The organism is Oceanisphaera sediminis (assembly GCF_039539745.1).
GTDB lineage: Bacteria > Pseudomonadota > Gammaproteobacteria > Enterobacterales > Aeromonadaceae > Oceanimonas > Oceanimonas sediminis.
In genome coordinates this window covers 1-25,981 of the sequence record NZ_BAABDS010000010.1, presented here as the reverse complement: position 1 = coordinate 25,981, position 25,981 = coordinate 1, and the positions used below count along the sequence as shown (strand labels likewise).

The 25,981-nt window shown below is 57.9% G+C and carries 22 protein-coding genes and 1 tRNA gene; 9 read left to right on the top strand and 14 right to left on the bottom strand.

What is annotated here, in order from left to right; genetic code table 11:
- Positions 1 to 32: 32 nt before the first annotated feature.
- The 5 genes from ABD827_RS03925 to ABD827_RS03905 form a co-directional block, all read right to left on the bottom strand.
- Positions 33 to 1,760, bottom strand: coding sequence for a PTS fructose-like transporter subunit IIB (locus ABD827_RS03925; protein WP_344962536.1), 1,728 nt, complete (start codon positions 1,758 to 1,760; stop codon positions 33 to 35).
- The gene (ptsP, locus tag ABD827_RS03920) at positions 1,757 to 4,633 is read right to left on the bottom strand and encodes a phosphoenolpyruvate--protein phosphotransferase (RefSeq protein WP_344962534.1); all 2,877 of its coding nucleotides are present in this window, start codon (positions 4,631 to 4,633) and stop codon (positions 1,757 to 1,759) included. The genes ABD827_RS03925 and ptsP overlap by 4 nt, the downstream gene beginning before the upstream one ends.
- 83 nt (positions 4,634 to 4,716) lie before the next feature.
- Positions 4,717 to 5,406, bottom strand: coding sequence for an SDR family NAD(P)-dependent oxidoreductase (locus ABD827_RS03915; protein ID WP_344962531.1), 690 nt, complete (start codon positions 5,404 to 5,406; stop codon positions 4,717 to 4,719).
- A gap of 45 nt (positions 5,407 to 5,451) precedes the next feature.
- Positions 5,452 to 6,114, bottom strand: a complete 663-nt coding sequence (locus ABD827_RS03910) for a TIGR01621 family pseudouridine synthase (RefSeq protein ID WP_344962529.1) — start codon at positions 6,112 to 6,114, stop codon at positions 5,452 to 5,454.
- An 80-nt stretch (positions 6,115 to 6,194) separates the two neighbouring features.
- Positions 6,195 to 6,285, bottom strand: a tRNA-Ser gene (locus ABD827_RS03905).
- Positions 6,286 to 6,552: 267 nt separating this feature from the next.
- Here ABD827_RS03905 and ABD827_RS03900 point away from each other — a divergent pair.
- The 3 genes from ABD827_RS03900 (at position 6,553) to ABD827_RS03890 (ending at position 9,856) form a co-directional block, all read left to right on the top strand.
- Complete coding sequence (locus ABD827_RS03900) at positions 6,553 to 7,212, top strand: Bax inhibitor-1/YccA family protein (RefSeq protein WP_344962527.1); 660 nt, start codon at positions 6,553 to 6,555, stop codon at positions 7,210 to 7,212.
- A gap of 123 nt (positions 7,213 to 7,335) precedes the next feature.
- Positions 7,336 to 9,489, top strand: a complete 2,154-nt coding sequence (yccS, locus tag ABD827_RS03895) for a YccS family putative transporter (RefSeq protein WP_344962525.1) — start codon at positions 7,336 to 7,338, stop codon at positions 9,487 to 9,489.
- A gap of 37 nt (positions 9,490 to 9,526) precedes the next feature.
- A complete protein-coding gene (locus ABD827_RS03890; RefSeq protein WP_344963000.1) occupies positions 9,527 to 9,856 on the top strand; it encodes a TusE/DsrC/DsvC family sulfur relay protein in 330 nt (109 codons plus the stop codon).
- 327 nt (positions 9,857 to 10,183) lie between these two features.
- Here the strand turns inward: ABD827_RS03890 and ABD827_RS03885 are convergent, their stop codons facing one another.
- On the bottom strand, positions 10,184 to 10,522 hold the full coding sequence (locus ABD827_RS03885; protein WP_071471778.1) for a Grx4 family monothiol glutaredoxin: 339 nt from the start codon (positions 10,520 to 10,522) through the stop codon (positions 10,184 to 10,186).
- 358 nt (positions 10,523 to 10,880) lie between these two features.
- Between ABD827_RS03885 and sodB the strand changes: the two genes are divergently transcribed.
- Positions 10,881 to 11,462 carry a superoxide dismutase [Fe] gene (gene sodB, locus ABD827_RS03880; protein ID WP_298716366.1) on the top strand — a complete coding sequence of 194 codons (582 nt, stop codon included), beginning with the start codon at positions 10,881 to 10,883 and terminating at the stop codon, positions 11,460 to 11,462.
- Between the two features lie 115 nt (positions 11,463 to 11,577).
- Here sodB and arsJ read toward each other — a convergent pair whose 3' ends face one another.
- Genes arsJ through ABD827_RS03850 form a run of 6 tightly spaced genes read right to left on the bottom strand, consistent with a single transcriptional unit; the run spans position 11,578 to position 16,871 of the window.
- Positions 11,578 to 12,807 carry an organoarsenical effux MFS transporter ArsJ gene (gene arsJ / locus ABD827_RS03875; protein WP_344962517.1) on the bottom strand — a complete coding sequence of 410 codons (1,230 nt, stop codon included), beginning with the start codon at positions 12,805 to 12,807 and terminating at the stop codon, positions 11,578 to 11,580.
- Positions 12,808 to 13,809: an ArsJ-associated glyceraldehyde-3-phosphate dehydrogenase gene (locus ABD827_RS03870; RefSeq protein ID WP_344962515.1), complete on the bottom strand. Its 1,002-nt coding sequence runs from the start codon at positions 13,807 to 13,809 to the stop codon at positions 12,808 to 12,810. It abuts the gene before it with no gap.
- Between the two features lie 4 nt (positions 13,810 to 13,813).
- Positions 13,814 to 14,323 carry a phosphatase domain-containing putative toxin gene (locus tag ABD827_RS03865; RefSeq protein WP_344962513.1) on the bottom strand — a complete coding sequence of 170 codons (510 nt, stop codon included), beginning with the start codon at positions 14,321 to 14,323 and terminating at the stop codon, positions 13,814 to 13,816.
- Positions 14,324 to 14,334: 11 nt separating this feature from the next.
- Positions 14,335 to 15,354, bottom strand: a complete 1,020-nt coding sequence (gene arsB / locus ABD827_RS03860; protein WP_344962511.1) for an ACR3 family arsenite efflux transporter — start codon at positions 15,352 to 15,354, stop codon at positions 14,335 to 14,337.
- Positions 15,355 to 15,370: 16 nt separating this feature from the next.
- Positions 15,371 to 16,090, bottom strand: coding sequence for an arsenical resistance protein ArsH (arsH, locus tag ABD827_RS03855; protein ID WP_344962509.1), 720 nt, complete (start codon positions 16,088 to 16,090; stop codon positions 15,371 to 15,373).
- Positions 16,080 to 16,871 carry a metalloregulator ArsR/SmtB family transcription factor gene (locus ABD827_RS03850; protein WP_344962507.1) on the bottom strand — a complete coding sequence of 264 codons (792 nt, stop codon included), beginning with the start codon at positions 16,869 to 16,871 and terminating at the stop codon, positions 16,080 to 16,082. Before ABD827_RS03850 ends, arsH begins: the two co-directional genes overlap by 11 nt.
- 321 nt (positions 16,872 to 17,192) lie before the next feature.
- On the opposite strand from ABD827_RS03850, the gene rimO reads away from it, so the two are divergent.
- The 3 genes from rimO to pyk all read left to right on the top strand — a co-directional run bounded on the left by rimO (position 17,193) and on the right by pyk (position 21,518).
- Positions 17,193 to 18,515 carry a 30S ribosomal protein S12 methylthiotransferase RimO gene (gene rimO / locus ABD827_RS03845; protein ID WP_344962504.1) on the top strand — a complete coding sequence of 441 codons (1,323 nt, stop codon included), beginning with the start codon at positions 17,193 to 17,195 and terminating at the stop codon, positions 18,513 to 18,515.
- Positions 18,516 to 18,938: 423 nt separating this feature from the next.
- Positions 18,939 to 19,790: a MurR/RpiR family transcriptional regulator gene (locus tag ABD827_RS03840; protein WP_344962502.1), complete on the top strand. Its 852-nt coding sequence runs from the start codon at positions 18,939 to 18,941 to the stop codon at positions 19,788 to 19,790.
- Positions 19,791 to 20,078: 288 nt separating this feature from the next.
- Entirely contained in the window at positions 20,079 to 21,518 is a 1,440-nt protein-coding gene (pyk, locus tag ABD827_RS03835) for a pyruvate kinase (RefSeq protein WP_344962500.1), read from the top strand.
- Between the two features lie 508 nt (positions 21,519 to 22,026).
- Here pyk and ABD827_RS03830 read toward each other — a convergent pair.
- Positions 22,027 to 24,297, bottom strand: a complete 2,271-nt coding sequence (locus tag ABD827_RS03830) for an acyl-CoA dehydrogenase (protein WP_344962498.1) — start codon at positions 24,295 to 24,297, stop codon at positions 22,027 to 22,029.
- A gap of 356 nt (positions 24,298 to 24,653) precedes the next feature.
- Positions 24,654 to 25,283, bottom strand: a complete 630-nt coding sequence (gene psrA / locus ABD827_RS03825) for a TetR family transcriptional repressor PsrA (RefSeq protein WP_344962998.1) — start codon at positions 25,281 to 25,283, stop codon at positions 24,654 to 24,656.
- A 289-nt stretch (positions 25,284 to 25,572) separates the two neighbouring features.
- On the opposite strand from psrA, the gene ABD827_RS03820 reads away from it, so the two are divergent.
- Both ABD827_RS03820 and ABD827_RS03815 read left to right on the top strand, forming a co-directional pair.
- Entirely contained in the window at positions 25,573 to 25,734 is a 162-nt protein-coding gene (locus ABD827_RS03820; RefSeq protein WP_344962996.1) for a DUF2496 domain-containing protein, read from the top strand.
- A gap of 8 nt (positions 25,735 to 25,742) precedes the next feature.
- Positions 25,743 to 25,865: a hypothetical protein gene (locus tag ABD827_RS03815; protein WP_344962495.1), complete on the top strand. Its 123-nt coding sequence runs from the start codon at positions 25,743 to 25,745 to the stop codon at positions 25,863 to 25,865.
- Positions 25,866 to 25,981: the final 116 nt, after the last annotated feature.

The following is a 25,981-nucleotide window of genomic DNA, read 5'->3' as shown; positions in this document are numbered from 1 at the left end:
CCCTTCGCCCCTCACCCCTCACCCCTCACGATTTATTTTCCCGCCAGCAGCTGGGCATCGCTGCGTTTCAGCACCGAATACAGCACACCGGTCATGATGGCGCCAACGGCAATGGCCAGCCCGTACCACAGCAACGGCTGAATGGCATTGGGGATAAAAAACACGAAGATGCCGCCGTGAGGCGTCAACAGTCTGGCGCCAAAGAACATGGACAGAGCCCCGGTGAGAGCCCCCCCGAGCATGCAACTGGGGATCACTCGCAGCGGATCCCTTGCGGCAAAGGGAATCGCGCCTTCGGAAATAAAGCACAGCCCCAGCACCAATGCCGCCTTGCCCGCCTCCCGCTCGCTCACATTGAACTTGCGCCGGGCCAACAGGGTGGCGATGCCCATGCCCAGTGCCGGCACCATACCGGCGGCCATGGCTGCGGCCATGGGACCATAGGTGTGTGACGCCAGCAATCCCACCGAAAACGCATAGGCCGCCTTGTTGACCGGCCCGCCCATATCAAAACACATCATGGCACCGATGATGATACCGAGCAGTACCGCGTTGGCCGAGCCCATGTTATTGAGAAACTCGGTCAGGGTGGTCATCACCCAGGCCACCGGACCACCGACCACATAAATCATCACCAGGCCGGTAAAGAGGCTGGCAAACAACGGAATAATCAATATGGGTTTAAGTGCCGACAGGCTGGTTGGCATCGGTACCTTCTGCACCAGAGCACGCGCGCTGTAACCGGCGAGAAAACCGCCGATGATGCCACCAAGAAAACCGGCACCCAGAGTGCTGGCCAGCATGCCGCCAATCATGCCGGGAGCAATGCCCGGCCGGTCGGCAATGGAATAAGCGATATAGCCGGACAGCACCGGGATCATCAGAGCAAAGGCCGAGCCACCGCCAATTTGCATCAACGCCGCCGCCAGGCTGTCTTGCTGCTGAAAGGCCTCGATACCAAACACGAATGACAGCGCGATGATCAGGCCGCCGGCCACCACCATCGGCAACATGAATGACACCCCGGTCAGCAGATGCCGATAAGGACCGGCCTGCTTAACGTCTTGTTGAATGTCGTCTTGCCGGCAGGTTCCCGCCGGGCTCTTCTCCTTGTGCCGATACAATCGGGCTTTGGCCTGGGCGCACTCCAGGGTGTATTGCGGTTTTTTCAGTGCCATGCCGGTGCTGGTGCGATACACCCGTTTACCGTCAAATCGGCTCAAATCCACCTCTATGTCCGCCGCTATTATCACCGCATCCGCGGCTTTGATGTCGGCGGCAGTCAGTGCGTGCTGGGCACCCACCGAGCCCCGGGTTTCCACCTTGAGCTCAATTTCCATGGCGGTGGCGGCCTCGGTCAATGCCTCGGCAGACATAAAGGTATGCGCCACCCCGGTCGGACAGGCGGTAATGGCCACCAGCTTAACCCCGGCCATCGATTCAACTTTTTTCTGCACCACCGCCTGCGCCCTGCCCTGCTGCAACCAGGCGCCCGGGTCGTTAAGTGCCGATTGAATATCACTGCGATACAATGGCTTGCCGAGAAAACGGGACATGTCCAGTGAGGTATCCGCCGCCACCAGCACCAGCTCGGCCTCATCAAGCTGCGTCTGGGTGAAGCCGGTCACCGGTTCAAGCCGGCTGTAACATTCCACGTTCACCTGCCAGCCCAGATCCTGTGCCGCCTGACGCAACAAGCGGGCCGCCAGATAACTGCTGGCCGTGCCACCGGGACAGGCCGTCATAATCAATGTTTTCATTGCGCTGTTCCCGGCTCGCGTTGCGCTGCGGCTACCAGGCGCCGTACCCCCGGAGCATCGACTGCCCGCAAGGCCTGTTCGGCCAGCTGCCGGCAGCGACTCAGGCGCCAGTCACGTACTTGCGCCTTGATAAACGGCACCCGCTTGAGACTGACCGACAGCTCGTCCACCCCCAATCCCAGCAACAACGGCAAAGCCTGCGGATCCGAGCCCAGCTCCCCACAGACGCCCACCCATTTACCCTTGGCATGAGCGGCATTCACCGTCATCTTGATCAAGCGCAGCACCGACGGATGAAGACCATCCGAGAGTCTGGCCAGCCCGCCGTTTCCCCTGTCCATCGCCAGGGTGTACTGGGTCAAATCGTTGGTGCCGATACTGAAAAAGTCGACCTCTTCGGCAAACACAGCGGCATTGAGGGCAACGGCAGGCACCTCCACCATGATACCGAGCTGTACATTCGTCGCCTGCACCTCGGCCTGGATGATGTCGAACCGGGCCTTGGCCCAGCACCACTCGGACCAGTCGGCCACCATCGGAAACATGATCCGCAGCGGTTTGTCGCCGGCCGCCATCAGCAAGGCGCGCAACTGGGTTTCCAGCACGTCGGGCTTTTGCATGCACAGCCGAATACCGCGTACGCCCAAAAAAGGATTGTCTTCTTTTGGCATCGGCCAGTAAGGCAGGGGTTTGTCGCCGCCCACATCCAGGGTACGCACCAGCAGCGGCTTGCCCTCCAGGGCATCAAACGCTTGCCGGTAAAGCGCCAATTGCTCTGTTAAATCCGGTGCGCTGCGCCGGGCCATAAACATAAACTCGGTACGCAACAGCCCTACCCCGGCGGCACCCGCATCCGCCACCTCTTTTGCCCGGGCGGTATCGCCCAGGTTGGCGGCCACCGCCACCCGATGCCCGTCCCGGGTGATGGCGGCGTCGTGTCGATGCGTCCAGTCCTGCTCCGCCCGTTCCTGCTCTTCTTGTTGGCGGGCGCGAGCCTGTTCCAGCACCGCCGCCTCGGGCGCAATCCAGAGCGTACCGTCATCGCCATTAAGCATGGCTTCGGTGCCCGACGGCAAGGTCATCACCGCCTCATCCACCGCCACCAATGCCGGAATACCCAGCGCACGAGCCAGAATCATGCTGTGCGAGGAGGCACCACCGCCCACGGTTACCAGCCCAAGCACCCGACTCGTATCCAGATTGACCAACTGCGAGGGGCCAATATCCTGCGCCAGCCAAAGGTAAGGATGTGTAGGTGGGGATGGCAAACGGCGATGACACAACACCGCCATCACTCGACGGCCAATATCACGAATATCGGCGGCCCGCTCCGCCAGCAAGGCATCATCGCTGGCCGCCTGCCGGGCAGCGGCGGCGTCAATTTCACTCCACCAGGCGGCGGCGGCAGACAGGCCCTGTCTGATACGGCCGGTCACGCCCTGCATCAGAGACACGTCGGCCAGCAACTCTCCATGCATGCGCATCATGTCCCGCGCCTGGGTATCACGAGTCTGGCGCAAGGTGGCATTCAACTCCGCGCCGGCCTGCTTGATGGCACCTTCAAGCTTTTGCTGTTCGGCCTCGGCATCTCCGGCCTGTTGCGGATAATCGAACGGCGCAGGGGCGTCCACGAATATCGGCCCTATGGCCACGCCGGGTGAGGCGGCCACCCCTTGCACCCGAGTATTGAGCGCTATGCCTTGCGGTTCACGCGTATCCACAGTGTCGGCCTTCGGCTCCGGCGACACCAGCTCCTCTCCAAGACCTCCGCTTACCGCTTCCGCCAAGGCATTCAGGGCAGGCTCGGCATCGGGGCCTTCGGCTCTGAACAGCAGCCGGTGCCCGTTCTTGACGCCCAGCCCTATCACCTGCATCAGGCTTCTGGCCGATACCCAGTGTTGGTCACCGTCGAGATTGCAGACCTGAATATCCGCCTCGAATGGCTTGGCGGCCTGCACCAGCATGGCGCCGGGTCGGGCATGCAGGCCGTGGCTATTACGCACCACCGCCAACCGTTGATGACGGTTGGCGGGGGCAGGCCCGCATTGCAGCGCGTTCAACAGCAGCTCGGCCGAGTTCAACCCCGCCAGCTCGGCCCCTCGGCCCGCCGCCAGCCAGTCGGCTATTTTGTTCAGCAGCGTCTTGTGGGCCATGCCCTTGACCGCCAGGGCCAGCACACCGTTCACCGGCTGTTGGCGATGAACAATGTCGGTGCTGGCGGCGGTCAGCAACGCCACTCGGGGCTGCTCACTGGTCGGAGTCTGCTGCAGCCACCAGCCCTGACCGATGTGCATGGCATCGCTCTGCTGCAACGCCGTCGCTTCACTCGGGATCAATGACATCAGCGTCGCGGCCTGTTCGACCAGCTGCTCCAGTGAGCCGGCATCGGCCTTGACGGCCAGCTGCTCGACACTGAGCATCAGCTCGGTAGCGACACTCGACCCGCTGTCGTCCTGCAACAGTTGCAATACTTGCTGCGGCTCCCGAATGGCCTTGACCCGTTCAAGCAAGCCGTCTCGCGACAGGGTGCGGGCCAGTTGTTTAAGCAGGTCCAGGTGCTCGTCGGAGCGGGCGGCAATACCCAGCACCAGATAAGCTTTTTCGCCATCATCCCAGGGTACCCCATCGGGCAGATGCATCACCTTGATGCCGGTTTTTTCGATCAGATGACGACTTTCCTGCGTACCGTGGGGAATGGCAATCCCCTGGCCCAGGTAGGTGGCGGCTTGCGCCTCACGCGCCAGCAGGCCGGCACCGTAACCGGCAGCCACATGGCCGTCCTGTTGCAGCCAGTCGGCCAGAGCCTGAATGACCGCGGCCTTGTCGGCCAGGGGCACACCGGTTTTTACATCTTGTGCCGTCAGTGAAAGCATGGCGTCACTCGCTGATGAACAAAGAAGAACGGATGCTCAACATCACAAACTACCAAATCGTTGCAAACAACGACTCGGTACCATCAGGGCTGAATTTCCTGCCCGTCCCAGGCGAAGATTCGGCCGGACTGCTCGGGGCCAAGGCCGTCGAGTACCGCCAGCAGATGACGGGCCGTCTGTTGCGGGCTCTGTAGCTGGCCCTCGGCAAGACCGGCGCGAAACGGCGCCGACAACTCGGTGGCGACGGTGCCCGGATGCAGCCCCACCACAGCCGCGGCGGGAAAGCGCCGTTGCCACTCTATGCCCAGGGTTTTGATCGCCATGTTGAGTGCCGCCTTGCTGATACGGTAGCTGTACCAGCCCCCGGCCCGGTTGTCGCTGATGCTGCCTACCCGCGCCGACAGGGCGGCAAACTGCAAAGACTGTTGACGTGTCAGGCGAGAAGAAAGTAACCGGGCCATGGCCAGGGTCGGCCAGGTGTTGATGTGAATACTGTTGGTCAGCGCCGCCTCGGTGCATTGTTCGATGCGCTTTTCCGGCTGCTGCTCTCCCTGGTGGAGCATACCCAGAGTATTGATGACCCGATCCGGTAACGGCAGCTCTCGAGTGGCTTCAGCCAGCGCCTCAGGATCGGTGTTGTCCACCGCCAGCCAGTCTGCGCCCGTCATACCGGGGTCGGTTCGACTGAACAGCGACACTGTATCGCCACGTTCAAGGCAGGCCTGCGCCAGCGCGCAACCGATGCCGCCACCGCCCATGATCCAATAGTCCATCCGGTCTCTCCCTGTGCTCACATTCGTTGTGAAGGATGACCGAGTTTAGTCGACTTTTGTTACCGCCATCAATGACGTAGCCCAGCTTTCCAACTCGGCGCCGTGGCTGATGAACTGCTCGCCTTCGCTCAGTGGCGCCCGCACCGTCAACCGCTCGCCCTGATAGGAGAAACTCAGTTGCCAGGCATGCAGGTAGCCCCGGTCGGCCGCGCTGCCTCCGTAGCGGCTGTCCCCCAGAATAGGGCAGCCCTGACTTTTCAGCGCGACACGCAGCTGATGAGTCTTGCCGGTCTGCGGCTGCAGCAGAAAGCCGCGCAGCCCCTCGGCCAGCAGACAACTGTGAAAACGGGTAATGGCCGGATTGTGCTGGGTGCGACACAGCTTCCAGCTGCCGCCGCGTGCCTTTTCCATGTCGCCCTTGATCAGGCCCTGCTTTTTGTTCGATTTTTGATCCGACAGCGCCAGATACCATTTGCGGGTGCTGCGTTCGGCAAACTGACGGCTGAGTTCGCGGTTGGCGTCCGGGTTACGCGCCAGCAGCAGAACGCCGGTGGTGATCTTGTCCAGCCGATGTACCGGATACAGGGCCTCGCCCAGGGTTTCGCCGAGCTGGCGTACCAGCCCGGACTGCTCCCCTTCCTGATGCATGCCGATGCCGGCGGCCTTGTTGATAACGAGGTAATCGCGATGTTCCAGCAGAATGTCCATGAGGGCCTCTGAGCCAGGGTCTGTAGCGCTTGAATGCAAAAAGCCCGCTGCGAATAAACGCAGCGGGCTTTTCTGTGGTCTGGCGGAGGAGCAGGGATTTGAACCCTGGATGGGCTATAAACCCATGCCGGTTTTCAAGACCGGTGCATTCAACCACTCTGCCACCCCTCCGACGCCGTGCATACTACCCAAGGCCGGACTGCCTTGTAAACTGATAAATACCAATATTGGTTCGAGTGGGTATTTTGTGATCACTTTACCGCAAATTCACGGGGCAAGCCCTTGAATTCGGGAATAGAAAGCTCGACAACCGGGTCATGTTATGTCCAAATGACCGGAATTATTTTTTAGCCGCCCTGTTCTTCTATGATTGACTCGAAGATGGTTGACTCGAAGGCAGGCCGGAAACAGGTTTTAGACACTAAAGGAGTCTGAACGATGCGATATAACGATACTCTGTCCCGTACCCAGTCGAGCGCACTGGCGACCAACAAGGTACTGCGCAACACCTATATGCTGCTGGGCCTGACGCTGGTGGTGGCCTCCTTGTCGGCCGGCGTCAGTGCCATGCTGACCCTGCCCCGCCCGGGCCTCATCATTACCCTGGTCGGTTTTTACGGCTTGATGTACCTGACCGAGCGTAACCGCAACAGCAGCCTGGGCCTGCTGTTCATCTTCGCCTTTACCGCCTTCACCGGTTACACCATAGGGCCCATCATCAACTATTACCTGAGCACCGCCTCCGGTACCGAAACCGTGATGCTGGCGCTGGGTGGTACTGCCCTGACCTTCCTGTCGCTGTCGGCCTATGTGCTGACCACCAAGAAGGACATGTCCTTCCTCGGCGGCATGATGATGGCGGGCTTTGTGGTACTGCTGGTTGGTATCGTCGCCAATATTTTCCTGGCCCTGCCGGCGCTGAGCCTGGCCCTGAGCGCGCTGTTCATTCTGTTCTCGTCCGGCGCCATCCTGATGCAGACCAGCGCCATCATCCATGGCGGCGAGCAGAACTATATCTCCGCCACCGTGACGCTCTATGTGTCCATCTTCAACATCTTCCTCAGCCTGCTGCAACTGCTGGGTCTGAGCCGGGATTAATACTTCCCCACTCATCGAGTGTAAAAAGCCCCTTCATGGGGCTTTTTTGTGGCCGCAATGTCTGTTGTTCGGGGCCGACTCGCGTATTATCGGACGTAAAGCCCGGTATTGTGAAAGTGTCCTATGTCTCCCGCAACCCTCTGGATCAGGCGCGTCTTTACTGACAGCCATTTCTTCTTTGCCCTGAAAGTGCTGCTGGCCATGACCAGCCTGCTGTTACCCGGCTGGTGGCTGGAGCAGACCCCTGCCGCCGTCACCCTGACCCTGGGCGCCATGGCCGGCGCCCTGAGCGAAGTGGATCAGGATCCCAAAGGCCGACTGCGCCATCTGCTGTTAAGCCTGATATGCTTTTTCGGCGCCATCACCCTGGTCACCCTGCTGATCGACACGCCGCTGGTGTTCGGCCCGCTGCTGGTGCTCAGTACCCTGGTGCTGATCCTGATGGGAGCCTGGGGGCCCGGTGCCGGTACCCTGGGATTCGGCACCCTGCTGGTGTCGCTCTATGCCATGCAGGGCCACGCCGACAGTCCTTCATTCTGGTATCAGCCGCTGCTGCTGACCCTGGGGGCGGCCTGGTATGGTCTGCTGTCGTGGCTGGTGCTGCTGATCTGGCCCTACAAGCAGGTGCACGAACAACTGGCCCAATGCTATTTTGCCCTGTCCCGTTATCTGCTGGAAAAATCCCGTTTCTTCGACAGCCCCGAAGAGCAGCACCAGCATCTGCGCCATCAACTGGCCCAGCTCAATATCCAGCTGGTCAGCGCCCTGGAAACCACCAAACTGATACTGAATCGCCGTATTCAGGGTAGAGAAAAACAGGAGCAGGAACTGGGCCGTCTGCTGGCGCTCTATCTGCTGGTGCAGGAAATGCACGAACGCGCCACTTCCAGTCATTATTCCTATCAGCAACTGAACCGGGATCTGAAACAGGTGGATGTGCTGGCCGGTTATCAGACCCTGCTGGTGGAGCTGGGCGAAGCCTGCTACCGGCTCGGCTATGCCATTCTCACCCATAATGACTATCAACACAGCAAACGCATCAGCTGGGAACTGAGTGCCCTGCAGGATCAGCTGGATTACAGCCACCTCAAGCAGCACTATCCCCGCTCCCTGCTCAGCCCGATGAAATTTCTGGGCCGCAACATGGCACACCTGCATCAGGCTCTGTTACGGGCCGAGGCGCTGACCCGGCGCCAGCCGCTGTCCGAAGCGGTCTCCGTTGAACTGGCCCGCCCGGAGCCGGTGCCGTTCTGGCCCAAGCTCAAGGCGCTGCTGCATCCCAATTCGCTGTTGTTTCGCCACGGTGTACGTCTGAGCCTGTGCTTTGCCCTCGGCTACAGCCTGATCGCCAGCCTGGAGCTGGAACGCGGCTACTGGATACTGCTGACCATTCTTTTTGTCTGTCAGCCCAGCTTCAGCGCCACCCGCAAGCGACTGGTGCAACGAACGCTGGGTACCCTGGGCGGCATAGTGGCCGGCATTCCGCTGCTCTACCTCTTTCCCTCGGTCGGCGCCCAACTGGTGATACTGCTGCTGTGCATTTTTATCTTCTTTACTCAGGTCAAGGTCTATTACAGCTGGGCGGTGGGCTTTGTTACCCTGTTCGTACTGCTGGCCTTCAACCTGCAGGGCGGCGTAACAGAGCCGGTATTTCTACCCCGGCTATTCGACACCCTGACCGGTTGTGCCCTGGCCTTTGTGGCGGTCTGGTTTATCTGGCCCGACTGGCAGCGCCGCCATCTGCCCCGGTTGATGGCCGATGCCATGGAAGCCAATGCCCATTATCTCTCAGCCATTGCCCGCCAGTTCGCCCAGGGCCGGGATGATGAACTCGACTACCGGCTGCCGCGCAAACAGGCTCATCTGGCGGACAATCAGCTGGCACTGGCCTGGCAAAATATTCGCGTCGAGCCGGTGCCCAGATACTGGCTGAACCTGTGTTTCGATATTGCCTATCGCAACCATGCGCTGCTGTCGTATCTGTCGACCCTGGGTGCCCATCGCAGACACAGCGCCCCCTTGCAGGACGAACAGATACAGCAGCTGGTATCCCGTCTGCTGGCCTCGGCTCGTGCCTTGCGCAGCGCAGACACCTTGCCGGTCTACCCGCCACTGCCGACTGGCGCCCTCGACGCCGATAGCGACGACGAATGGCTGATCCTCAGTCGGCAGTTGCTGGGGCATATCACCCTGCTGGTCAACGATCTCTATCAGCTGGCTCGCGGCTTTCAGCAGCAAACGCCGGAGAAAGATGCACCCGGTCCGGGACTTGGGTAAAATCGCCGACTTCAGAGGATAAAGAAGATGAGTGAATATGTTCGAGTTTGAAGGCCGCACCATAGATACCGATGCCCAGGGCTATCTTAAACAGCATCAGGACTGGCAACCGGAGATGGTGGCTATTCTGGCCGGGCAGGAAGGCATCACGCTGACCCCCGAGCACCGGGAAGTGATCCAGTTTGTGCGCGACTTTTATCTCAAGTACAACACCTCGCCGGCCATGCGCGCCCTGGTCAAGGCCATGGCCAAAGAGCTGGGCGAAGAAAAAGGCAACAGCCGTTACCTGTACCGGTTGTTCCCCAAGGGCCCGGCCAAGCAGGCCACCAAGCTCGCCGGCCTGCCCAAACCGGTGAAATGCATTTAATAAAGCTGTAAGCCGGAAGCTATAAGCGATCAGCTACAGATAGCCCCAGCCCCTTCGTAGATACATGCTGCGTTAAAAGCATTCGGCCGCTTTCAGGCTATGCCATCATTTTGGTCGAATTTACTTACCTAAAATAAGTCGACCCACAAAACACCGCATCTATAAGCTATTGATAAAATGAAGGAAACTAAAAAACGGCTGTCAGCATTATGCTGACAGCCGTTTTTCCAGATACCTTTGCTTGCCGAACAAATAAGCGGCTACAAAAGACAGTGTTTGTCTTTCACTTATAGCTGACAGCTTATCGCTTACAGCTGTCCTTCGGGCTTATTCTTGCTCGGACTTGGGATACTTGGCAGCCGTTTCCTTGATCAGCGGCTGCAGTTCGCCCTGCTGGAACATTTCCATGATGATGTCGCAACCACCGACCAACTCACCGTCTACCCACAGCTGGGGGAAGGTCGGCCAGTTGGCGTATTTCGGCAGTTCGGCACGAATTTCCGGGTTCTGCAGAATATCCACGTAGGCGAAGGGTTCGCCACAGTTCATCAATGCCTGAGAGGCCTGGGCAGAAAAACCACAGCTGGGAAATTTGGGCGATCCTTTCATGTAGAGCAGAATCGGGTTTTCACTGATTTGGGTTTTGATTTTTTCAATTGTGTCCATGGGGCACCTCGGCAGACGACGGTTAGAAAACGGGATTTGTTAAAGGCCCCATTCTACTTTATCCCTTCCTCGTCACAAGAGCGGGACACCATAAATTAGTATTGGCGATACATTAACCCGGTTCAGGCCCCTGCCCTCGATGTTCCGGTTAAAAGTCGCCGTTTTTCAGCGTCTTCACGCCCCGGTGTACCCCTACAAAAGCTGTTGTTGTTTAGCCGTCCGGCAAACTGCTACAATCCTTTCAGCAATTTAGCGGTTTGCGGCTATGAAATGTCGGCCGCCCCGCCATGGAAAGAAAGCAAGTCAGCAATGTCTAGATCAGCCTCAGGCTGGCACCATCAAAATGGAGAATATAATAATGGCATTTGAACTTCCCGCTCTGCCCTACGCCAAAAACGCGCTGGAACCGCATATCTCTCAGGAAACCCTGGAATATCACCACGGCAAGCACCACAACTCCTACGTGGTCAACCTGAACAACCTGGTTCCCGGCACCGAGTTCGAAGGCAAGTCTCTGGAAGAGATCATCACCACTTCTACCGGTGGCATCTTCAACAACGCCGCCCAGATCTGGAACCACACCTTCTACTGGAACTGTCTGGCTCCCAACGGTGGCGGCGAACCTACCGGCGCCCTGGCCGATGCCATCAATGCCGCCTTCGGCTCTTTCGATGCCTTCAAGGAAGCGTTCACCAAATCCTGTGTGACCAACTTCGGCTCCGGCTGGACCTGGCTGGTGAAGAAGGCCGACGGCTCTGTGGCCATCGCCAACACCTCCAACGCCGGTTGCCCGCTGACCGACGCCACCACACCGCTGCTGACCTGTGATGTGTGGGAACACGCCTACTACATCGACTATCGCAACGTGCGTCCCGACTATGTGAAGGCCTTCTGGTCACTGGTCAACTGGGAATTCGTGGCAGAAAATTTCGCCAAGTAAGTCCTGGGCCAAGTAAGCCCTGGTTAAGCTAAAAACACCCCGGCTCGCCGGGGTGTTTTTGTTTTTGAGTCTTATGAAAATAAAATGTCACCCCGGAAAGTGCAGCAGCCTGGTCTCATAGCGGCTGCTCCGAGCGTGGCAGCTTGACGGACACCAGTGTTGCCAGCAGCAAAAGCGCCAGCGACACCCACAAACAGGCTTGCAGGCCGGCGCTGCCCTGGCCTGCCCACTGAAAAATCCAGCCCGATAGCAGGGTGCCCATCAGGCGGCCCATGGCATTGGACATGTAATAGAAGCCCACATCCATGGATACGCCATCACGCTTGGCATAGCGGATGATCAGGTAACTGTGCAGTGACGAGTTGACCGCAAACACGGCACCGAACAGCAAGAGGCCGCCAATCAATATGGTGGCCGGATCCCCCTCCAGCATCAGCCCCAGTGCTATCAGCCCGGGCAGCAGGGTTAACGCCAATGCCCAGAGGGTCGCCACCCGACCATCGGGCACCTTGCCCGAGGCCTTGCCGGTAATGCGCGGTGCCAGGGTTTGCACCAGGCCGTAGCCGATGACCCACAAGGCCAGAAAGCCGCCGGTCTGGCTGTGGTTCCAGCCCAGGGTCTGAGACAAAAACACCGGCAGCGCCACCACAAACCACACGTCACGGGCACCAAACAGGAACATTCTGGCCGCCGAGAGAATATTGACCGCCCGGCTTTTGGAGAAAATATCGCGAAATCTGGGCTTGTTGTTCGCCTTGCCGAGATCCTGCCGGAGCAAGGCCAGACTCAGCAGCCATACCAGAGAAAGCGCCATCGCCATGGCCGCCACGGCACCGCTGAAACCCAGCCCCATGAGCAGCACGCCGCCCAAAAAGAAGCCGACGCCCTTGAGCGCGTTCTTGGAGCCGGTAAGAATGGCGACCCACTGATACAGCTTGCCCTGAGCATCGCCGGGCACCAGCAGCTTGATGGAGCTTTTGGCGCTCATCTTGTTGAGATCCTTGGCGATGCCCGACAAGGCCTGGGCCGCCATCACCCAGGGCACGGTCAACCAGACAGCCGGCACCAGCAGCATGGTCAGTGCCACCACCTGCAGTGCCAGACCTATGTTCATGGTGCGATTAAGCCCCAGATGAGCGCCTAGCCAGCCCCCCACCAGATTGGTGATCACACCGAAGATTTCGTAAAACAGAAACAGCAGTGCAATCTCCAGCGGAGAATAACCCAGACCATGAAAGTGCAGCACCACCAGCATGCGCAAGGCCCCGTCGGTGAGCGTGAAGGCCCAGTAGTTGCCGGTGACGACCAGATACTGACGAATGGCCGGAGAAAGCTGGCTCAGCATTCAGGACCGTCCTACCTTCAATGCCAGTTCGGCAGTACGGTTGGCATAGCCCCATTCGTTATCGTACCAGGCGTAGATTTTCACCATGGAGCCATTCACCACCATGGTGGACAGGGCATCTATGATACTGGAGCGCGGATCCGTCTTGTAATCGATGGACACCAGCGGCCGCTCTTCGTAGCCCAGAATACCGTTCAATTCCCCTTCGGCGGCGGCTTGCAGCAGCGCATTGATTTCTTCGGCCGTGGTGTCGCGCGCGACTTCAAACACACAGTCGGTGATTGAGGCGTTGGCCAGCGGCACCCGAATCGCATGGCCGTTCAGCTTGCCTTTCAGCTCCGGAAAAATATGGCTAATGGCGGTGGCCGAGCCGGTCGTGGTCGGGATCAGGCTCATGCCGCAGGCGCGGGCACGGCGTAAATCCTTGTGCGGCGCATCCAGAATGGTCTGGGTGTTGGTGATATCGTGAATGGTGGTCATGGAGCCGTGTTTGATGCCCAGCTGCTCCTGGAGCACCTTGACGATGGGCGCCAGGCAGTTGGTGGTACAGGAGGCGGCGGTCACTATGGCGTGCTGCGCGGGATCATAGAGGTGATCGTTGACCCCCATCACCACGTTCAGCACGCCTTCTTCCTTCACCGGTGCCGTGACTACCACCCGTTTCACACCCTGATCCAGATAGGCTTGCAGCACGGCCTTGCTCTTCATCTTGCCGGAGGCTTCAATGATCAGGTCGCAGCCCGACCAGTCCGTTTCCGCTATTGTTTTGTTGTGGCTGACCGTCATGGTGTGGTCACCAATCTGCATCATGTTGCCGTCTGCGGTGGCTTCGTGATTCCAGCGGCCGTGTACGGAATCAAAATTCATCAGGTGGGCCAGGGTGGCCGCATCGCCAGCCGGGTCGTTGATCTGCACAATCTTCACTTCGTTCTGCTCGAAAAGTGCCCGCATGGTCAGGCGGCCCATGCGCCCGAAACCGTTGATACCTATGCTAATGGTCATGTCGTTACTCCGCTGACTGGTTGGCTGAATCAAAAACATAATCCCGTTGTGCGGGGTAGCTGAACGCCCGTGGGCGTAGCGCCTGAATGGCCGAGATTGCCGCTGCGGGCGACTCGCCCGAGGCGAGCATCAGCTTGGCGGCCACCAGCCCGGTACGGCCGGAACCTCCCTTGCAATGCAGGGCCAGGGTGTCACCCGAGTGCAGGCGCTGCAGCAGCTCGGTATGACAAACGTCCCAGGCCTGGTCAAAATCTGCCCCCGGCACGCCAAAATCCGGTATTGGTAACTGGAACCAATCCAGGTGGCTTGCGTTTACGGCACAAGCAAAATCGGGCAGGCCCGATTCAGCAAGCTCTTCGCTACTCATCAAGGTGATCAGAGCCGTGACTCCCTGCGCTTTCAGTTGCGTCAGCGACTCGCTCAATGCCACATCCTGGGTACCGGGGCAAGGCGTCAGAATCAAGGTGCCATTGTGAACAGGGAGTGACCAGCACGGATGATGGGGTGCAGACATGAATAATCCTCTTATTTGGCAAACCAGTGATGGGTTTTATTGACGAAATAAACCAACGACAACATGACAGGCACTTCCACCAAGACCCCGACCACGGTGGCCAGCGCGGCCCCCGAATGCAGGCCGAACAGCGAGATTGCCACCGCCACCGCCAGCTCGAAAAAATTAGAAGTGCCAATCATGCAGGCGGGAGCTGCCACGTTGTGGGGCAGGCGCAACCAGTAGGCCGCAACATAGGCGATGATGAAGATACCGTAGGTTTGAATGAGCAACGGAATGGCGATCAGGCCAATGGTCTGGGGTTGAGCGAGAATGGTTTGTGCCTGAAAACCAAACAGCAGCACTATGGTGGCCAGCAGGCCTAAAATCGACCAGGGCTTGAGCTGATGCAGAAAGACGTCAAGACCAGCACTGTCCTGTTTTCGCTCCAGGCGGTGGCGAGTCCATACTCCGGCCAGCAAGGGCAAGACCACATACAGCACCACAGACAGCAGCAGTGTTTCCCAGGGAACCTGAATATCGCTGACGCCCAGCAGAAAAGCGGCAATCGGGGCAAAGGCGAAGATCATGATGATGTCGTTGACCGATACCTGTACCAGGGTGTAATTGGCATCGCCCCGGGTCAGCTGGCTCCAGACAAAGACCATGGCCGTGCAGGGCGCCACCCCCAGCAGGATCATGCCCGCGATATATTCACCGGCACTGTGCGGATCAACCCAGTCGGCAAAAAGCACGCGAAAGAACAGCCAGCCCAGTGCCGCCATGGAAAAGGGCTTGATCAGCCAGTTGACAACCAGCGTCAGCATCAGTCCCTTGGGCTTCTTGCCCACATCCTTGATGGCACTGAAGTCTATCTGCACCATCATGGGGTAAATCATCACCCAGATGAGCAGTGCCACCACCAGGTTAACGTGAGCCAGCTCCAGCCGTGCGATGGCGGAAAACACATCAGGAGCCAGATTGCCCAGCACTACACCGGCAACAATGCACAGTGCGACCCAGAGGGTCAGATAGCGTTCAAAAATACCCATTACAGTGGTCGCTTCCCTAAATGGCGCGCTGGTTAACGCGAGCGGAGACTTGCTCGGCATTTTCGATGCGCTCGGAGTATCGATTGGTGAGATAGTCGCTGGCCCCTCGGGTGAGCTGGGTAAACTTCATCAGCTCTTCCATGACATCCACAATGCGATTGTAATAAGGCGAGGGTTTCATGCGGTTATCGTCATCAAACTCCATGAATGCCTTGGCCACCGATGACTGATTGGGAATGGTGATCATCCGCATCCAGCGTCCTAGAATGCGCATCTGGTTAACCGCATTAAAGCTTTGCGAGCCGCCACACACCTGCATAACGGCCAGGGTCTTGCCCTGCGTCGGGCGTACGGCCCCCATGCTCAGCGGAATCCAGTCAATTTGCGCCTTCATTACCGATGTCATGGCCCCGTGGCGCTCCGGTGAGCACCACACCATGCCTTCGCACCACTGCACCAGCTCACGCAATTCCTGTACCTTTGGATGGCTTTCATCGGCATCGTCCGGCAATGGCAGGCCGCCGGGGTTGAAGATACGAGTATCCGCGCCTAGCGCCTGCAGCAGCCGGTTCGACTCTTCGGTGACCAGTCGGCTGAAAGAACGCTGGCGCAAGGAGCCATACAGCAACAAGATTCTGGGAGCGTGCTCGGGGCCCGACGCGCGTAAAGCCCCATGATCCACAGCAGGAAGTTGCTCACCATCAAGGTGGGGCAGGTCACTTATGTCATTGGTCATCAATCTTCTCCTCACCACACATATTGCCCCCCTGTGAAGGGCGTGAATTCATGTCGTTCAGGCTAGCCCGAGGGGCATCCAGCAGCTGTGGGTTATGGGCTAGCGTGTCTTTTACAATGTTGTGCATCCAGTCATTCAACAGCGGGTGTATGCGATAGAACACCCATTGCCCCTGACGCCGATCCAGCAGCAGTCCCACTTTTCGTAACTGACTTAAATGCCTTGAGATCTTGGGCTGCGGCAGATTCAGTGCGGCCATCAGTTCGCAGACACACAGCTCGCCTTGCTGTTCGATCAGCAGCAAACACAAGAGGCGGGTTTCATCCGCCAGTGACTTGTAAAAGTCCACCGGCTGTATGGACTTGACCTCGGACTTCACTTCTTTGCTGTTGACCTGCACAAACAGGCGAATTCGTTCATCGAGTTCCTGCAGCGTGAGTGCAAAGGCTTTGGGATCGTGACTGGTTTTGGGATCGGGAAAGTCCCATGCCATGACCACACCACTGCCCGGCCAATGGCGGCATTCCCGGTGCGCCTTGTCGCACAAGCTGATCACGAAGTCGAAATGCTGATCTTCGATACTGTCGATGGACTTGGACACCAAACCTTCGGTTTCCAGCCCAAAGTCATGCAGCGCCTGCATGGTGCGCGGATCCACTTCGGAGGGTTCGGTACCCGCACTGAACACCTTGAAACTATTGCCTGCGAAGTGGCGCAGCAAGGCTTCCGCCATTTGCGATCGGGCGGAGTTGGCCGTACAGACAAACAGGACTCGTTTCATTGGGGATCCTCCAGGTAACTGGACCGGATATTACATCCGAAAATAAATATATGCAAATAACCGCATATGCGATATTTCATATTAAATACTATCTGATGGTAATGAACCGGGGACGCGAAATGAAAAAATGAGAGAGGATCTCGTGCTGGTACCCTACAGACTCAATGACAGCCCAATAAAAGACTTTAACCCATTGATTTAAGGTATATTAAAAATATAGAGAAACCACCTCGGGGAGGGCTTGGACGGTTTACTGTCCTGACCTGTCTGTTTGCGCTACAATTGCCGCCCTCTCCTGTTCACTTGGTCAAAAAACAAGCAATGATAGACAGCAATGTACCCCGCATCGGGTTTGTCAGCCTGGGTTGCCCTAAAAATCTGGTCGACTCCGAGCGAATTCTGACCCAGCTGCGTATCGAAGGTTATGATGTGGTGCCTTCCTACGATGATGCCGATCTGGTGATCGTCAATACCTGTGGCTTTATCGACAGCGCCGTGCAGGAATCGCTGGAAGCGGTAGGCGAAGCACTGAGCGAAAACGGCAAGGTCATCGTCACCGGCTGTCTGGGTGCCAAGGAAGATCAAATCCGTGAAGTGCACCCCAAGGTACTGGAAATTACCGGCCCCCATTCCTACGAGCAGGTACTGGAGCACGTGCATCGTTATGTGCCGCGCCCGCAATACAATCCCTTCGTCAACCTGGTACCCGAGCAGGGCGTTAAACTGACACCCAAGCATTTCGCTTATCTCAAGATTTCCGAAGGCTGCAACCACAAGTGCACCTTCTGCATTATCCCCTCGATGCGCGGCGATCTGGACAGCCGCCCCATCGGTGATGTGCTGAGCGAAGCTCGTCGCCTGGTAAATGCCGGCGTCAAGGAGCTGCTGGTTATCTCCCAGGACACCTCCGCCTACGGGGTGGATGTGAAGCACAAGACCGGTTTCGCCGACGGCATGCCGGTCAAGACCCAGATTCAGGCCCTGTGCGAAGAGCTGGGCAAGATGGGCGTCTGGGTGCGGTTGCATTATGTCTACCCCTACCCGAGCGTGGATAATCTGATCCCGCTGATGCGTGACGGCAAGATACTGCCTTATCTGGATATTCCGCTGCAGCATGCCAGCCCGCGCATCCTCAAGCTGATGAAGCGCCCCGGCGCGGTGGATCGCACTTTGGAGCGGATCCGCAGCTGGCGTGAAGTCTGCCCGGAGATCACTATTCGCTCTACCTTCATCGTCGGCTTTCCCGGTGAAACCGAAGAAGACTTCCAGATGCTGCTCGACTTCATCGAGCAGGCCGAGCTGGATCGGGTCGGTTGCTTCACCTACAGCCCGGTGGAAGGCGCTCGCGCCAACGAGCTGGCCGATCCGGTGCCGGAAGACGTCAAGCAGGAACGGTTTGAGCGTTTCATGTCTCTGCAACAGGAAATCTCCACTCGCAAACTGGCCCAAAAAGTCGGCAAGGTAATGCAGGTGTTGATCGACGAAGTGGACGAAGAAGGCGCCATCGGTCGTTCCAGCGCCGATGCCCCCGAAATCGACGGCGTGGTCTACCTGAACGGTGAAACCGGGCTCACTCCCGGCCAGATGGTCTCCGTGACCATCACCCATTCAGACGAGTACGATCTCTGGGGTGAACTGGCCTGATAGCCAGTTACCTCATAACCAAGCCCCGGCAACAGTAACACCGTTCAGTTAACGGGATCGATTGCCTTTCAAACCGACCTTCTGCGCCAGGGATGGCGCAGCAGAGCCCCCAGTGATGGGTTTACGGCGTGTCGGTGGGAAGTCAATTGATCCCGTTTTACGCTTAACTGACAGGTGTTACCGGCAACGGGGCTTTTTTGTGTCCGCTTTTTTGTCTCTGTAAACCGGTAGTTAATTCACCTCATTTGTTACTCAGCAACATTTCTGTTGCTGTGGCTTACAACCAAAAAGGCTTTTTCTCGGCTGCAGTCATACTTTGGTCGCGTGAGACTCTTCAGCCAATCGATTGTCCTGTATAGTAGATCCTGTTTTTACGCCGTCCAGGGTCAGTCCTGGCCCGTTTCATCGAGCCCGGTAGTCCAGATGAATACATTAGAAAAAATTACAAAAAGTATCGAGAGTTTCAGCAAGTCTGAAAGAAAAGTGGCAGAAGTGATCCTCGCCTCGCCACAAACCGCCATCCATTCCAGCATTGCCACCCTGGCCAAACTGGCGGATGTGAGCGAGCCGACCGTCAATCGCTTTTGTCGCCGGCTCGACACCAAGGGCTTTCCGGACTTCAAGCTGCATCTGGCCCAGAGCCTGGCCAACGGCACTCCCTATGCAAACCGTCATGTAGAAGAAGACGACAGCCCCGAGTCTTATACCGCCAAGATTTTCGAATCCAGCATGGCCTGTCTGGACTCCGCCCGTAATACCCTGGACCCACAGGCCGTCAATCGCTGCGTCGACCTGCTGACCCAGGCCAAGAAACTGTCGTTCTTCGGGCTGGGTGCCTCGTCGGCCGTGGCCCACGATGCCATGAACAAGTTTTTTCGCTTCAATGTACCGGTGCTGTGTTTCGACGACGTGGTAATGATGCGCATGAGCTGCATCAACAGCGTGGAAGGCGATGTGGTGGTATTAATCTCCCATACCGGCCGCACCAAGGCGCTGGTCGAAATCGCCCAGCTGGCCCGCCAGAATGATGCCATCGTCATCGGTCTGACCGCCAAAGACTCGCCCCTGGCACGCGAATGCACCATGGTGTTGTCGATGGAAGTGCCGGAAGACACCGACATTTACCTGCCGATGGCCTCACGTTTGGCTCAAATGGTACTGATCGACGTACTGGCGACCGGCTTTATTTTGCGTCGTGGCAGCAAATTCCGCGAGAATTTAAGAAAGGTTAAAGAAGGGATCAAAAATTCACGCTTTGATAACCCCCATCTTTGATTTTGATCAAATGGCCGTAAAACACCGGCCATTTTTGTGACCTAACCTACACTTTTCCATTTTCTTCAGTTACTATCGATAACAATTAAATAAACCAAGAGTGCAGCGTCAAACCGTGAGCAAGCCATTCAATACCCATAGAGAAGTTGTCACCACCTCGTTTTCTCCGGCTGCCACCCTCTTTGCTGCAGACATCCTTTGTTCTGATATCGCTTGCGCCCTGCCCGTTTTCAAACGCAGCGCAACCTCCCCCTTTTTATGTGATCTACCTCTCAATTGGAGTCTCTTATGTTAAGACGTACCAAGATAGTTACTACCCTGGGTCCGGCTACCGATCGCGACAATAATCTCGAAGGCATTATCAAGGCCGGTGCCAACGTGGTACGTATGAACTTTTCCCACGGCACCGCAGAAGACCATTTGGCGCGCGCCAATCAGGTGCGGGAAATCGCCAAAAAGCTGGGCAAGCATGTGGCTATTCTGGGCGACCTTCAGGGTCCGAAGATTCGCGTATCTACCTTTAAAGACGGCAAAATTCATCTCAACGTCGGCGACAAGTTCCTGCTCGATGCCGATCTGCCCAAGGGCGAAGGCTGCCAGCAACAGGTAGGCATCGACTATAAAGACCTGCCGAGAGACGTAAAAACCGGCGACATTCTGCTGCTCGACGATGGTCGGGTACAGCTGCGGGTTGAAGGCGTAGACGGCAACAAGGTACTGACCGAAGTCACCGTGGCCGGCCCCCTGTCCAACAACAAGGGCATCAACAAGAAGGGCGGCGGTCTTTCCGCGCCGGCCCTGACCGAAAAAGATAAGGAAGACATCATCACCGCCGCTAAAATCGGCGTCGACTACCTGGCCGTGTCTTTCCCCCGTACCGGTGCCGACATGCAGGTTGCTCGTGAACTGGCCCGTGCCGCCGGCAGCAATGCCAAGCTGGTGGCCAAGGTAGAGCGTGCCGAAGCCGTGGCCACCGATGCCGCCATGGAAGACGTGATCCTGGCCTCCGACGTGGTCATGGTAGCCCGGGGCGATCTGGGTGTTGAAATCGGTGACCCCGAGCTGGTGGGCGTACAGAAGAAGCTGATCCGTACCTCTCGTCGCCTGAACCGGGTCGTGATCACCGCCACCCAGATGATGGAGTCGATGATCTCGGCCCCGCTGCCGACCCGTGCCGAAGTCATGGACGTGGCCAACGCCGTACTGGATGGTACCGATGCGGTGATGCTGTCTGCCGAAACCGCCGCCGGTGACTTCCCGATTGAAACCGTCAAGGCCATGGCCGAAGTCTGCCTGGGCGCCGAAAAGCACCCCAGCGTCAACGTGTCCAACCACCGCATGAACTTCACCTTCACCTCGGTGGAAGAAACCGTTGCCATGTCTACCATGTATGCGGCCAACCACCTGCAGGGCGTGAAGGCCATAGTGGCACTGACTCACTCCGGCACCACGCCGCTGCTGCTGTCCCGCATCAGCTCGGGTCTGCCGATCTTCTCCCTGTCCAGCGAAGAAACAACCCTGGCCTGGAGCAACCTGTACCGCGGTGTCACTCCGGTTCACTTCAAGCACGATGCCAACCAGAGCAGCACAGAAATCAGCCGTGCCGCCCTGGCAACCCTGAAGGCCGCCGGTTACGTGAACAGCGGTGACCTGGTTCTGCTCACTCATGGTGATACCATGGAAGTGGTTGGCAGCACCAACACCTGCAAGATCCTGACCGTCGAATAAGCCTGCGGGTTTACCGATGAAAAAAGCCGCCCTTTATCGGGCGGCTTTTTGTTTTTGGGCTATCACCGTTTCCGGACCAGCTCTGCTGTTATATGAATCTAAATAAAAATATGATCTATTTTAATGCTCGGAACGAGAGGCAACAGAGTCACCTCCCTCGACACGCAATAAACCCATCCATGGGAGCTCGGAAATGCCTTCCTTGGCATTTCACGGTCGTGGGAGCCGGGCTCTGCTGCCTCTCCTGAAGCACCGAGTTGTCTGTAGGCAGCTCCCGCAGGCGACGCCGCAGCATGGAGGCGAATGAAGGGTTCTACTCCAGCGACCATCACATGACAGGACGTCATGTGCTGAGCGCCATAAGGAGGTGCTTGCAGCGTGTCGGTGGAGTGGCCCCCTTCATTCGGCCTTTACCATGAAGCTAAGTAGATCAGTTAGTTTTCCAGACTGGTATTAGCCGGCACATGTCTGCAAACAGCGAGCGACCTTCGGCATCCCGGTTAACACCTCAGGCGACCGCCGATGTTTTACTGCTGCTTGCCTGTCGACTCAACACGCCGGGTTCGAAGCTGTCAACCGCAATGGCGTTGCGGCGCAGTTCATCGGCGTGTTTCAGCTTCTGCACCTCGGTATCGTCGATGATCCCCTGCGCCTTGGCCTGCAGCAACAACTCGTCGAACGCCAGCTTGCGCGGCAGGGTGCCGGCCTTTTGCGCCGCATGCAGTTTTTTCTCGACTGCCTGCACCGAAATCATGGCCAGAAAGGCGGCTTCCACCTCACTCAGCCCCGGCTTGCCTTCTGCCGGCACATAGCACAACGCCGTTAACCGGTCGCGTATGCCGCCCGGCACCATCAGCACCTTGGCAATGGCTTGGGCATGCTTGTCCAGCGGCTTTTTATAGCGGTTACCCAATGGGAAGATCAGCGCCTTCAGGGTCAACGCCACCGGCCGGTTGGGGAAATTCTGGAAGAAACCGTCCAGCGCCTCGCCAATCAGGTTCAGGTTGCGCGTCAGCGCATAATGCACAAACGGCAGCTCATCGGCGGGGCGGCTATTGTCCTCGAAATACTTGAGGGTGGCGCTGCCCAGGTAAAGATGACTCAGCACATCGCCCAGCCGTGCCGAAATCATCTCCTTGCGCTTGAGGTCGCCGCCCAGCAGCAGCATCGACATATCGGCACACAGCGCCAGCGCCTTGCTCATTCGCGCCAGCTGCTTGTAATAGCAAGCGGTTTCACCGGACACGGGCGCACCGTTGAAACGGGCACCGGTCAACCCCTGCCAAAGGGCGCCGAATACGTTGCCGGTGGCAAAGCCGATGTGTTTGAACAGCAGGCGGTCAAACGCCTCCAGCCCTTCCTGTTCATTCGGGTTGGCCGCCGCCTCCAGCTCGGCCAGCACATAAGGGTGACAACGGGTGGCGCCCTGACCGAAGATCATCAGATTACGGGTCAGAATGTTGGCTCCCTCTACCGTGATCGCCACCGGTATGCCCATGTAGTTGTGCGCCAGATAATTCTTCGGTCCCATCTGAATGGCCTTGCCCGCATGCACGTCCATGGCGTCATCCATCACGGTGCGCGCCATTTCGGTCATATGGTATTTGGAGATGGCGGTCACGATGGCCGGGCTTTCGTTCAAATCCAGTGCCCGGGCGGTCAAACGCCGGGTGGCTTCCAGCTGATAGGTCAGGCCCCCGATGCGCGCCAGCGCTTCCTGCACCCCTTCAAACTTGCCGATGGACAAACCGAACTGCTTGCGTACATAGGCGTAGGCGCTGGTGCTGCGTACCGCCAGATGGCCGCTGGCGGTACCCAGCGCCGGCAGGGAAATGCCCCGCCCCGCCGACAGGCATTCCACCAGCATGCGCCAGCCCCGGCCCGCATAATCCGGCCCGCCGATAATCCAGTCGAGGGGAATAAATACATCCTTGCCACGGGTGGTGCCGTTCAGAAACGCCAGCCCCATGGGGAAGTGGCGGTCGCCGGTTTCCACCCCGGGGTGGCTGGTCGGGATCAATGCGCAGGTAATGCCCGGCGCCGGGTCATCGCCCAGCAGCCCGTCGGGATCGAACAGCTTGAACGCCAGCCCCAGCACGGAAGCGCGCGGCGCCAGGGTAATATAACGTTTGTCCCAGTTCAGGCGAATGCCCAGCACCTGCTCGCCCCGGTATTCCCCCTCACACACCACGCCGCTGTCGGGAATCGCCCCCGCATCGGAGCCTGCTTCGGGTCCGGTCAGGGCGAAACAGGGCACTTCTTTACCCCCGGCCAGGTCGGGCAACCAGCGGTTTTTCTGTTGTTCGGTGCCGTAGTGCATCAGCAACTCGCCGGGGCCCAGCGAATTCGGCACCATGACGGTGACGGCGGCGCTGACGCTACGCGAGGCGATGCGCGCCACTATGGTGGAGTTGGCGAAGGCGGAAAAGTCCCGGCCACCGTAGGATTTGGGGATGATCAGCGAGAAGAAGCCTTCTTTTTTAATGTAATCCCATACCGGCTCGGGCAATTCGCGCTCATCGTTGACGATCTGATGATCGTCCAGCATGGCCAGCAGGGTTTCTACCTGGTTGTCGAGAAAGTATTGCTCTTCATCGGTCAGCGTCGAGGGGCCATATGCCATCAGCCGTGACCAGTCGGGCTTGCCGCCGAACAGCTCGCCGTCCCACCAGACGGAGCCGGCCTCCATCGCTTCCCGTTCGGTCACCGACAGCGGCGGCAGAATTTTCTTGAAGGTGGTAAAGGCCGGTTCACTGATCCACTTCTTGCGTAAACTCATGTTCCCTCTCCTCTTTAATACCAATCCCACTAAACAAATGATCTATTTCATTTTTGTATAAAAGTCGGACAAAGGGCCCGCTCCCCCGACTCGCCGTGAATCCCTCCCTGGAGGCTCAGCCGCGCCATCCGTGGCGCGGATGGTCGGCTGAGCAGATCCCTTTGCCCTCCTTGATGCACCGGCGTTGCCTGTTAGCGCGTCTACAGACAACTCGATGCTCGAGAAGAGGCAACAGAGATCGACTCCCATGACCGTGAAATGCCATGGACGGCATTTCCGAGCCCCCATGGATGGGTTCATGGCGTGTCGTGGGAGGCGGCTGTGTTGCCTCTGATCTGAGGCCTTAATATGGTCACTCAACAGGGTGTGGCGCCCACGCCACTGGCCAGATAAGGAATCACCTTGCGCACCAGCCCTTCCACATCGATGTCTTCATTAAAATCGACTTTAGCAATGTCCCGCAGCGCTTCACTGGACGCCATGGTGAATACCACGGTACCCAGGGTGAAGTGCAGTCGCCAGAACACATCGGCCGACGATAATTCCGGCGCCGCCTTATGGATGGCCCGGGTAAAGTGTTCCAGCACCTCGCCATAATGATTGACGATAAACCAGCGCAAAAAACCCTGGTTATCGATATAGCCCCGGCCCAGCAACTGCAAGAAGATTTCGGGTCCGCGCCGTTTAACCACCGTCAGCTCCATCAATGGCGCCACAAAGCAATCGAATACCTGGTGCAGCGTAATGGCGGGATCAACAAGCAGTTGCCGCAGCGCCGCATCGGCCCGGGGCATGAAGATGGCCAGGTAGCGATCCATCACCGCCTTGATCAGGTCTTTCTTGGAGCCGAAATGATAATTGACCGCGGCCAGATTCACGTCGGCCGCGCTGGTGATCCGCCGCAGCGAGGTATCGTTGAACCCCTGCTCGGCGAACAATACCTCGGCGGCATCGAGTATTCTCTGCTTGGTATCTTTTTTGCCCACTTTGCCTGCGGCTTTGCTCACGACCCACCTCAAAAATAAAACAACTGTTTGAATTTACGTTTCATGGCCGCTGACTGTCAAGCTAAACCGCGGCGATAAATTTTTTCCTTTTTTACCGCATATCACGGGAACCTTCGGCTCGTTCTTTGCTCCAATGTAATGCCACTGCAATTAAGCACTAAGTCTTCGCCCAGCTCTTGCTGGGCATTTTTTTGCACGCCGTTCTTTGCAATCGCTCTTTTGCGTACAATACGCGCCTAGTACCCACCCATGACAAGGGAGCAGCATGATGACCCTGGCCGATGCCCCGGCAGAAGTACAACTGGCGGTAGACTTGATTGAACTACTGGAGCTCAATGACGTGGATCCGGCTGTTGCCCTGGCCGCGCTGGCCATCGTCAGAACCGATTGTGAACGCAAACTGACACGGGCCGATCAGCCGGGCCAATAACTCAGGCTTTGCCTATTGAAAATACGCTCAGGTACATCGACGCCCTCTTTGTCGGCCCGGTACTGATGGCGCTGCTGGTGGCCATCTGGCGGGAGTGGCTGCACAGCCTGATCCCGGACACCCAGGCATAAAAATACGGGCACTGGGCCCGTATTGGTTTACTGTCATACCGTTCACATTGGCTATGTATGAGTTAACTGTGTCTACACTGTATTTATATACAGAAATATGGTGGGCCAGATTATGG

Bases quoted from the DNA above. Each gene is read 5' to 3' on its own strand.
- ABD827_RS03925 (WP_344962536.1), bottom strand. From the start codon at position 1,760: ATGAAAACATTGATTATGACGGCCTGTCCCGGTGGCACGGCCAGCAGT.
- ptsP (WP_344962534.1), bottom strand. From the start codon at position 4,633: ATGCTTTCACTGACGGCACAAGATGTAAAAACCGGTGTGCCCCTGGCC.
- ABD827_RS03915 (WP_344962531.1), bottom strand. From the start codon at position 5,406: ATGGACTATTGGATCATGGGCGGTGGCGGCATCGGTTGCGCGCTGGCG.
- ABD827_RS03910 (WP_344962529.1), bottom strand. From the start codon at position 6,114: ATGGACATTCTGCTGGAACATCGCGATTACCTCGTTATCAACAAGGCC.
- ABD827_RS03900 (WP_344962527.1), top strand. From the start codon at position 6,553: ATGCGATATAACGATACTCTGTCCCGTACCCAGTCGAGCGCACTGGCG.
- yccS (WP_344962525.1), top strand. From the start codon at position 7,336: ATGTCTCCCGCAACCCTCTGGATCAGGCGCGTCTTTACTGACAGCCAT.
- ABD827_RS03890 (WP_344963000.1), top strand. From the start codon at position 9,527: ATGTTCGAGTTTGAAGGCCGCACCATAGATACCGATGCCCAGGGCTAT.
- ABD827_RS03885 (WP_071471778.1), bottom strand. From the start codon at position 10,522: ATGGACACAATTGAAAAAATCAAAACCCAAATCAGTGAAAACCCGATT.
- sodB (WP_298716366.1), top strand. From the start codon at position 10,881: ATGGCATTTGAACTTCCCGCTCTGCCCTACGCCAAAAACGCGCTGGAA.
- arsJ (WP_344962517.1), bottom strand. From the start codon at position 12,807: ATGCTGAGCCAGCTTTCTCCGGCCATTCGTCAGTATCTGGTCGTCACC.
- ABD827_RS03870 (WP_344962515.1), bottom strand. From the start codon at position 13,809: ATGACCATTAGCATAGGTATCAACGGTTTCGGGCGCATGGGCCGCCTG.
- ABD827_RS03865 (WP_344962513.1), bottom strand. From the start codon at position 14,323: ATGTCTGCACCCCATCATCCGTGCTGGTCACTCCCTGTTCACAATGGC.
- arsB (WP_344962511.1), bottom strand. From the start codon at position 15,354: ATGGGTATTTTTGAACGCTATCTGACCCTCTGGGTCGCACTGTGCATT.
- arsH (WP_344962509.1), bottom strand. From the start codon at position 16,090: ATGACCAATGACATAAGTGACCTGCCCCACCTTGATGGTGAGCAACTT.
- ABD827_RS03850 (WP_344962507.1), bottom strand. From the start codon at position 16,871: ATGAAACGAGTCCTGTTTGTCTGTACGGCCAACTCCGCCCGATCGCAA.
- rimO (WP_344962504.1), top strand. From the start codon at position 17,193: ATGATAGACAGCAATGTACCCCGCATCGGGTTTGTCAGCCTGGGTTGC.
- ABD827_RS03840 (WP_344962502.1), top strand. From the start codon at position 18,939: ATGAATACATTAGAAAAAATTACAAAAAGTATCGAGAGTTTCAGCAAG.
- pyk (WP_344962500.1), top strand. From the start codon at position 20,079: ATGTTAAGACGTACCAAGATAGTTACTACCCTGGGTCCGGCTACCGAT.
- ABD827_RS03830 (WP_344962498.1), bottom strand. From the start codon at position 24,297: ATGAGTTTACGCAAGAAGTGGATCAGTGAACCGGCCTTTACCACCTTC.
- ABD827_RS03820 (WP_344962996.1), top strand. From the start codon at position 25,573: ATGACCCTGGCCGATGCCCCGGCAGAAGTACAACTGGCGGTAGACTTG.